Raw genomic sequence first — 9,448 nt, forward strand, 5'->3', positions numbered from 1 at the left:
CATTTGATCCGGTTAACGTCCTCCAGGATTTGCGGTTTCTACCGCGTTTCAAACCAATCCACCCGATTTCTGCGTCCCACCATGCCTGCACCCGATTACGCCGCACGTTTCCGCGAAATCCGAGACAAAGTTGAATCCGAAGAACGGCTCAGCTTGGACGACGGGATCTTTCTCTACGATCCCGCCGTGCCGCTGCAGGAAGTCGGCCAATTGGCCAATCTGGTCCGTGAACGCAAGAACGGCAACGTGGGTTATTTCAACATCAACACCCACCTGAACCCGACCAACGTCTGCGTCTATCGCTGCCGATTCTGCGCGTTCCGCAGCGACCTGCGCGACCCCAAGGGCTACGTGATGAGCGACGAACAAATCGTCGAGCGCGGCCGCGAAGCCACCGAAAACGGATGCACGGAAATGCACATCGTCGGCGGGCTGCACCACAAAATGCCGTACGAGTGGTACCGCGGCATCATCGAACTGCTGAACAAGACCTACCCCCAAATCCATCTCAAAGCGTGGACCGCCGTTGAAATCAATTGGTTCGAATTCCAGACCAAGAAATCGAAACAATGGGTGCTGCAAGACATGCGTGATGCCGGGCTGGGAAGCATGCCCGGTGGCGGGGCCGAAATTTTTCACCCCGAAGTCCGCGACCAGTTGTGCGAGCACAAAGCGAACACGCACGAATGGTTGCAGATCCATCAAACGGCCCACGAAATCGGCCTGAGAACCAATTGCACGATGCTGTACGGTCACGTCGAACAGGCCTACCACCGCATCGATCACCTGATCCGGCTGCGTGAGTTACAGGATCGGACGGGCGGATTCCAAGTCTTCATCCCGCTGGCGTTTCACCCCGAAAACACCAAGCTGGACAACATCAAGAAACCGTCGGCCCTGATGGATCTGCGGACGATGGCGATCAGCCGGCTGATGCTCGACAACGTCCAACATATCAAGGCGTACTGGATCATGTTGGGCATCGAAACCGCGCAAACCGCGCTCGCGTATGGCGCCGACGACATCGACGGCACGGTCCGGCATGAACTGATTTATCACGACGCCGGCGCGACCACCCCGGAATGCCTGAGCGTCGATCACATCAAACAGTTGATCGCCGAAGCCGGTCGCGACCCTGTCGAGCGAGACACGGTGTACAACCATGTCCACCGCGAACCCCACGACTTCACGAAATGGACATCCGGCGCGCCGGTCAGCGTCTGAGAGAGGCCCGCGGGATCATGGGTATCAACCAAACGGCACTCCCTCGGTACCGCTGGCGGGTTAGAATTTGGAACTCCCCGATTTCCCCCCGCTAAACCCACCGATCTCATGCGTCTGCCCCCCTTTACGCCTCGTCCGCTGCTGGCCGGCGCGTGCTGTGCCGCAATCATTGCCGCCATCGCAACGCCCGCCCATGCCGATCTGCCCGGCGAAGCGCTCGCTGCGGCCCGAAAAGCGACGTCGTTTCTGGTCGAACAGGTCAGCACCGAAGGCGGTTACCTCTGGCGTTATTCGGCGGATTTGAAACATCGCGAAGGCGAAGGCGTTGTCGAAACGTCGACCGTTTGGGTCCAACCGCCGGGCACACCCGCGGTCGGTCAGGCATTTGTCAACCTTTACCAGGCCACCGGCGAACGTCAGTTCCTCGACGCGGCCCGGGCAGCGGCCGAGTCGCTTCGTCGCGGTCAAATGCGATCCGGCGGCTGGCAGGCGATGGTCGAGTTCGAACCGGAACGCCGCCGCCGCTGGGCCTACCGAGTCGATCGCCCAGGTTCCAAGGCCAAAGACCAGTCCAGCCTCGACGACGACAAGACCCAATCGGCGCTGCGATTCCTGATCCAGTTGGATCAGGCGCTCGATTTTAAAGACGAATCGATCCACGAGATGACCCTCTACGGACTCGACGGGTTGATCCGGCGTGGGCAGTTTTCCGGCGGAGGCTTCCCGCAAGTCTGGACGGACCGACGAGATCTCGACACACCGAGGCTGAACGCTAGCTATCCCGACTCCTGGCCGAAGACCTATCCCGGACACAACGAATATTGGTATCGATACACGTTGAACGACCACTTGGCACGCGACGTCGTAAAGGTCCTATTCTTGGCCGACAAAGTTTACGGTGACCCGCAATACCGGGCGTCGGCCGTCAAACTTGCCGACTCGCTGCTGGCCGCCCAGATGCCCGCTCCCCAACCCGCCTGGGCACAACAGTACAACGCCCAGATGCAGCCGATTTGGGCGAGAAAATTCGAACCACCCGCGATCACGACCAGTGAATCGTTCAGCGTGATCGAGACGTTGATGACGGTGTACCGCGAACTCGGCGATCGGAAATACCTCGAACCGATCCCCCGAGCGCTCGACTATCTGGAAAGCTGCCACCTGCCCGACGGTCGCGTCGCGCGATTTTACGAGCTGAAATCCAATCGCCCGTTGTACTTCACGCTCGACTACCAACTGACCTACGACGATAGCAACATGCCCACGCACTACGGGTTCCAGCTTCAGAGCAACGTTCCCCAGTTGCGCAAGAAGTACGAACGGATCGCCGGACTGACGCCGCAACAGCTCGCCGAATCCGATGCGAACCGTCGCCCCCCGAGTCCTCGAGTGGTGGAAGCGATCATTGACGGCCAAGACGAACGCGGCGCGTGGCTGAGCGACGAAGCGATGCGGTACCACCGGGTCCCCGCACCGACGATCAAAATGGACGTCGCGGTCGAGCACCTGACGACGCTGGCGGAGTATTTGGCCGCCGTGGATCACTGATCGGCTCGGCCACACGTTCGAGATCCGTCATACTGGATGACCTGAATTCCTCAATGAGTAACCAATTGATGACCAAACACGTTCTTTTGATCGCCTGTCTGTGCGTCACCGGCTCGATTTTGACGAGCCACCATCGAGTCACCGGCGAAGACTGGCCGGGCTGGCTCGGTTCCTCGCGAGATGGCGTTTATCGCGAGTCCGGCGTGATCGATCAAATCCCCGATTCGGGGCTGCCGATCAAATGGAGAACCCCGATCGCGGGAGGGTACGCCGGCCCCGCCGTCGCCGACGGCAAGGTGTTCGTGTTCGACTATCAACGCAGCGGCGGCGAAGTGGTCAACGATCCCGGCCAACGCGCCACACTGACCGGTAAAGAACGTCTGCTGGTGTTGGACGCGAAAACCGGCGGAAAAATTTGGGAATATTCGTATGACCGCCCTTACGAAATCAGCTACCCCGCCGGCCCGCGCGCGACCCCCACGGTCGACCAGGACAAGGTTTACTTGCTCGGTGCCGAAGGCGACCTGACCTGTCTGTCGGTCGCCGACGGTTCGTTGGTTTGGACACGCAATTTGCCCAACGACTTTGGGGCCGAAGTGCCCATCTGGGGCTTCGCGTCGCATCCCTTGGTGGACGGCGATTTGCTGTACACGATGGTCGGCGGCCAGGGGCAAGGCGTGGTCGCGTTTGAGAAAGCGACCGGACAGGTGCGATGGAAATCGTTGGACGCCAAAGCGGGCTACTGTGCGACTCGGATCATCGAAGTCGGTGGAACACGTCAGTTGATCGTTTATCACCCCGAAGCCGTTGAAGGCTTGGATCCGACCAGTGGAAAATCACTTTGGAACATTCCGATCACACCCGCCTATGAGATGTCGATTGCTCAACCGATGATCGAAGGGGACCTGATGTACGCCAGCGGGATTCATGCCGAAGCGGTCATGTTTCGGCTGGGCAGCGAATCGCCCACCGCCGAAGAACTCTGGCGGGGCGGCCCCAAGAATGCGGTCCATTGCAGCAACGCGCCGCCGCTGATCGTCGATGGAGTGATCTACGGAACCGATTGCGTCAAAGGAAACCTGATCGCCGTCGATGCAACCAACGGCGATCGACTATGGGAGACCTTCCAGCCCACCGTGCCCGGCGAAAAACGATTCGCCCGACACGGCACCGCGTTCTTGACACGCTTGGGACAATCCGATCGCTACCTGTTGATGAGCGAAACCGGCGAATTGATCGTCGCCGAACTGACCGCCGCCGGCTACGAGGAAAAGGGTCGGATGCAGGTGCTCGAACCGACCAATGAATCGTTCGGCCGCCCGGTACTCTGGAGCCATCCGGCCTACGCCGACAAGACCGCGTTCGTCCGGAACGATCAAGAAATTGTCGCCGTCGATTTGAGTCGCTAGTGGCGGAAGCGTCCAGCTTGCGAGGTCGCACAGGCTGTTGCCTGAATCACTCCATCGCAACCAACAGGCTTCAGCCCAATACCGCTAAGTTAACATGAATGAGGGGGCCCGGACGCTGGCGCGAACCGGCTGATGTCAAACGAATATCAGCCGTTTGGCGCGAGCCTACGGGCCCTCATCTGAAGAAACGACGCTTAACTTAGCGGTATTGGGCTTCAGCCACAAAAAAACCCCGCTCGTTCTCCGAGCGGGGTTTTTGTCGTTGATGATCGATCCTTTTCAGGCTCTACCACATGTATTCCGCACCGACGGTGAAACCTTGCAGGGTCAGACTGTCGTAGGTCAGGTTGCCGGGGGTCACGCTTTGGGGTGAACTGTTGGTCTGAAAGTTCATGCCGCCGAAGGCAATGTCGTCGACAGCCAGGACGTAGTAAGAACCGCGAAGGGTCAGCGAGTGCGTCAAGCGATAGATTCCTTTCAGTTCAAGATCTGTCAGGATGGTTCCGCGTTGATCGCCGTCGACTACGTTTTGGGTTGCGAGCGAGTTGGCCGAGATCTGAATCGATCGGTCGACATCGTTTTGCACCCAAGCGCCTTTCGCACCCAGGCCGAGGGAAATCCCCGGAGCCACGTTCCACCAGAAATCGAATCCGGCCTGCGGCCCGAACAACCGGTTTTCGGTATCGGAGTCGGCATTGAAGAACCGGTCCTGAATCGTCGTGGTGGTGCCGACCGTCAACCGAGTTTGTCCCTGAGTCGAGTAGCGAAGCCCATCGTCGTATCGCATGAATCGCAGACCGACGAGCCACGAGCTTTGGAATCGGCAGTAGGGGAACATCGTGCGGCGGCGATAGTTGAACTCGGCCGAGTGGAATCGGCTTCGTGCTTCGATCGATTGCGTGGTCGAACGGTCGGTGTCGTCGAAACCACCGGCGACCGGAGCGGTGCCGAAATCGGTGAGGAAGGAATACAGGTTGCCTTCCAAGTTGGTGCCGATCATATCCGCTTGTGCCGATGCCCCTTCCTTCCATTCATTGCCGCCCATGTAGGTCAATTCGACGTTGCCGCCTACACCCCAGATGAATGCGACCGACGCTCGCACGCCGGCTTCCAGATCATCCAAGCCGTCGTCTTTGAGCGTCAATGCGGGAATGCCGCTGGGGCCACTTCCACGTTGGGTGATGACCGAGGAATTGGTCCCCTTGATTTGCCGATCCAAGAACAACGCTTCCAAGCTGATATCGTACCAGCGCTGGTTGCAAATGCCCGCCTCTTCGTAGGGACGCAACAAGCTGACCGCCGATGCCAGGCACGAGCCCGCATAGCCGAACGGCAACTCTTTACACGCCGTGCATCCAACGCCGCGACAGAACAGGCAACCCGTGCCGCCGCTGCGGAGCTTACCCAGGATGCCACCGCCGCCGAGCATGCCGTTGCACGAACATCCGCCTCCGCCGCCACAGGTTCCACAGACCATGCGGTCCATGCAAGCCTGCATCGGCAGCGTGTCGCAACCGCCGGTGTCGCATCCGTAACTGTTGTAGCCGACCGGCATGACCGGTGAACCACTCCTATCCATCATGCCAGGAGCGCCGATCGGCGGCATTCCGGCGGGAGTGACAAAGCCGCTGGCGGCCAAGTCATAATTTGCAAGCGATACGCCCGGTGAGGGATAGCCCTGTGCCGAAGCCTCGCCGGAGAGTAGTCCGGCGGCAAAAATTGCCGCGGCCACTGCTAGGCCGGTCCCCACCAGCGCCGAACCGGCACGGTAAAGACCAGGGAGAGGTTTGGCAGCGGGCAGACGGGACATACCCGCTTCGCTGTCTGTGTTTGTCAAACGGTTGACCATGTTTCGAATCATTCGGTGCATCGCAAACGTCTCCGCGGTCGCAGCCGCCTCGCTGTTGGGGCTCGTTCGCCCGAGCCATGCGTGCACACCTGTGCCACGCTGGGATCCCGAGCCGCAATTTGGAGAGAGGAAATGACTGGAGCGTCGATGCAATGCATCCACACCCGCCGCATCCGTGTGCAGCGATCACCCAGTTCCCCCCTGGTAATTCAATGTTGAAACGAATCCCGCTCGGCAATCGGTGCCCATCAGACCGGGTCGATCCCGGCCTCGATTGGTGCATCGGATGCGTCCTAAGAATCGCTTCAAGCGGAGTTATCGGCAAAGACCACCCCGGTGGTTTGGTTAATTCCGGTAGAACCACTCAGGAAATCTGTATCAGTCAATACGGATACGCCAAAAGTCATGTTTTTTTTGGCCTTCGTCGGGGGAGCCACACGCTGTTGGGTTTGCTTGACAGCGGTCTCCTACCGACAATAGCAGGCCGATGAACTCAGGGTCGGTTTGCCCTCAAACCACTCACGCCACCCCCAAAGCCCGTTGCAACGACTCGGAAATGTCCGCCTCCTCACCCGACGCACCGAATCGCAGTGGATCGCCAGACGTTTCCGCGACACGGTCAGCGCGAGGAGAACGAAAACACCCGCCGGGCGACAGCCGGCACCGACCAACCCCTGCCGGCGCTGAATCGGTCGCGTCCCTGGTCAAACGCTTGGGGACCCCACCGCCGGATCTTGCGGCGCAACTCACACGACGTTTCAAGGACGCCTGTCGCCAACGCCTGGCCGACGGCGAGACCATCACCGCGATCAATCTGAACGACTGGACGATCGACCTCGATGGCAACCTTGTTTTCACCGGCAAAACACCGCCGGCCGATCGAGGCACCCGCGATCTTGAATCACTCTCCGCAGAGTTCCTACAGCAACTTTCCGCTCCACGCCCGGCGATCGCACGCCGTCTCAGCCCCAACCGCACCCGGCAACGTGTCGATCGAGACCACTCCAGATCCCACAATCGTTTTGAGCGACACGCCGCCGAAGAGACGCAATCTCTCGCGCTGTCCAGCATCGAACAGGCTCGGCGAGAAAAACTGGTCGAACAATTCACCGCGTCGCTGACCGACCGCTTCGGTGAGACCGCTGTCACCGCGCCCGTGCTGAGCGAGGAGAAAACTCGCCACAACAAAGCTCAGCCGATCACGCGCGATCGGCGATTTAACTGGAACCTTGTTCTGGGTGTCGCATCGGCCGCTGTCGCCATCGCCTTGATCGGCACCGGGATCCGAATCAATCAGCTTCGATCACAGCGCGCTGAAATCCGCGTCAGCCAAACTTCAACGGTGGAACAAACAACGACGCCCTCCGTCGGCGATCCCCTCGACCCGCCGCAAACGAACGGCCTTGAAGCACCACCAGCGCAGCAGCTCGTCGCGTCCCCACCTCTCCATCCAACTCGTGATCCAGACAACGAGGCGGCGCCGTTGGACTTTACCGTCCCCTCGGTCATCGATCGTGAACGCGTTCGCGGCGGATTCGATGTCATGGACGATCTGGATGACCTGCTCTCCGGCGGCATCTCTAGCGGTCCCTCGGACCCGGCGGAACCCTCGCACGATCTCGCAATCGAACCGCTCGAAACACCGGAAATCGAACCTCCACGCGGAACGGCCGGGGATTCGCGTCCGGGCGATCCCGCCCGACCAAGCCCATTCGCTTTTCCTGAAAACGACGCCACGAACGACACGCTGGAATCGGTGCTCAATTCCGAAACCTCCCAGCAAGACGTCGCCGAAGTCCCCCAACAGACCCGGCCGTCCGGAGATCGATTCGTCGAATTGCCACCCAGCGGCGACAGCAACACTGAAACCGTCATCGACCCGTCGGCCGCCTCGATCGAGCGCATCGAGTTTCCCAGCCCGGTCGCCATCGCTCTCTCTGGCGCGGTTACGGACGAAACGCGAGACCTGATCAATCAACAGAACGGAAAAACGATCGCACAACTGATCCGGACCGGCCCCGCCACGGTGCTCCGCTGGTCAGACAATGCCGCCCGAGACGGACTGTCCCAGAAACTGTTGCAGGGACGACTGGTGCTCTCCGACGGAAAGTCCGTCTACCTGCGACCGTCGATCGAGACCGATCCGTATCCGATTTCGCTGGATCCGCGCCGGTGGCGTCCCAGCTGGCCACTCGGTACGTCGCTGCCGGCCGACGTGTCGCGATTGGATATCGAGCTGTCCGTCCCCGATTCGGTCGACTTGGCTTGGCACACGCCCTTCGATTCGGCACACCCCCACCACGGCTCGGCGATCGCGATCTTGACACCGACCGACGGAGAGACGATCGCAATTGCTGTCAAACTGGACATCCAGTGCTCACGAAAACTTTCTTGCCGGATGCAGTTCGGGGGCCGACTAGACCCCTCGCTGCCCTGGGTTTCGCTCAGCCGAGAGACATTTGCCGCAGAAAATAGGTCTCGGACCGACAATCACGGCAGACTGGTGATGCAACGCGAGCTGTTCAAGCAACGCTACAGTTCCGCCAACCAGATGGAGCGCAGCGTGATGCGGACCGGTGCGCAGAGGCTGGATGCCGAGCTCGAGCGTTCTCAGGCGGTTTTGGAGCGGTTGACGCGACTCGGTGAGCTGGCGGGCAGCATCGAGCAGAACGTCAAATTGCATTTGCACGCCTTTGTCCAATGGCCCGATGCACCCCAGACACTTCTCCGCACGACCAGCCTCGCCCCGGTGCCCGAAGATTAAACCCGGTGCCCGAAGATTAAGTCGGCCACGCCACGATTTCGACAATTTCTGCATGCCCGGTTAATCTTTGCCGGTTATTCATCCGATACCGGTTGTGACGGGATTCGAATTCATTCGACGGCCCCGGTACGTGACGATTCAAACAAGGCATGGAAGCCATGAGCCGAAAATCGACATCTGGACGCATCACACGAGCTACCGCTATCGCCCTCTTTGCGGGCACCTGCCTGATCGGCGCGAGCGGTTGCCAAGTGGGCATTAACGGGCAGACATTGCCAAGTCCTTACTACTTGCAGGACGACGTGCAGTACTACCCGAGCGGGCCGGAGTTCAAACTCTCCCGTGAAGCGGCGGCTCTCAAAGCCGCTCGTGCCCAAGAAAAACAAAATCGCAACTGAGCACACCTCAGCGATTGCCGGCTGAGCATCGATTGACATCAGCCGGATCCCATCAATCGCCCCGCGGAGCTCCATTCCCGGATGTTGATCTTGTTCAAGATCCTTCTGGTGGGGATTTCTCACAAGATCCCGACGCGACACCCGAGGGTGCCGCGGATGGCACGGGCATAAGGATGAAGGGATGCAACAACCGCTGGTGTTTAGCCTTGAGGCGATTCCCGTTCGCTGCGACGCAGCGACAGTGAGCGGCTAAAGC

6 protein-coding genes are annotated in these 9,448 nt (G+C 59.9%); 5 read left to right on the forward strand and 1 reads right to left on the reverse strand.

Annotated elements, in window-relative coordinates; genetic code table 11:
- The first annotated feature begins 81 nt into the window (after window positions 1-81).
- The 3 genes from mqnE to NZK35_RS20705 all read left to right on the forward strand — a co-directional run bounded on the left by mqnE (window position 82) and on the right by NZK35_RS20705 (window position 4,181).
- Window positions 82-1,224 carry an aminofutalosine synthase MqnE gene (gene mqnE, locus NZK35_RS20695; RefSeq protein WP_259634429.1) on the forward strand — a complete coding sequence of 381 codons (1,143 nt, stop codon included), beginning with the start codon at window positions 82-84 and terminating at the stop codon, window positions 1,222-1,224.
- 108 nt (window positions 1,225-1,332) lie between these two features.
- On the forward strand, window positions 1,333-2,772 hold the full coding sequence (locus NZK35_RS20700; protein WP_259634430.1) for a pectate lyase: 1,440 nt from the start codon (window positions 1,333-1,335) through the stop codon (window positions 2,770-2,772).
- Between the two features lie 68 nt (window positions 2,773-2,840).
- Complete coding sequence (locus tag NZK35_RS20705) at window positions 2,841-4,181, forward strand: PQQ-binding-like beta-propeller repeat protein (RefSeq protein ID WP_259634431.1); 1,341 nt, start codon at window positions 2,841-2,843, stop codon at window positions 4,179-4,181.
- Window positions 4,182-4,467: 286 nt separating this feature from the next.
- Here the strand turns inward: NZK35_RS20705 and NZK35_RS20710 are convergent, their stop codons facing one another.
- Window positions 4,468-5,991: a BBP7 family outer membrane beta-barrel protein gene (locus NZK35_RS20710; protein ID WP_259634432.1), complete on the reverse strand. Its 1,524-nt coding sequence runs from the start codon at window positions 5,989-5,991 to the stop codon at window positions 4,468-4,470.
- A 595-nt stretch (window positions 5,992-6,586) separates the two neighbouring features.
- Between NZK35_RS20710 and NZK35_RS20715 the strand changes: the two genes are divergently transcribed.
- Together NZK35_RS20715 and NZK35_RS20720 are read left to right on the forward strand one after the other, a co-directional pair.
- Complete coding sequence (locus tag NZK35_RS20715; protein ID WP_259634433.1) at window positions 6,587-8,794, forward strand: hypothetical protein; 2,208 nt, start codon at window positions 6,587-6,589, stop codon at window positions 8,792-8,794.
- 158 nt (window positions 8,795-8,952) lie between these two features.
- A complete protein-coding gene (locus tag NZK35_RS20720; RefSeq protein ID WP_259634434.1) occupies window positions 8,953-9,192 on the forward strand; it encodes a hypothetical protein in 240 nt (79 codons plus the stop codon).
- The last annotated feature ends 256 nt before the right edge of the window (window positions 9,193-9,448 follow it).

Origin of the sequence: Stieleria sedimenti (assembly GCF_025060895.1) — a bacterium.
GTDB lineage: Bacteria > Planctomycetota > Planctomycetia > Pirellulales > Pirellulaceae > Stieleria > Stieleria sedimenti.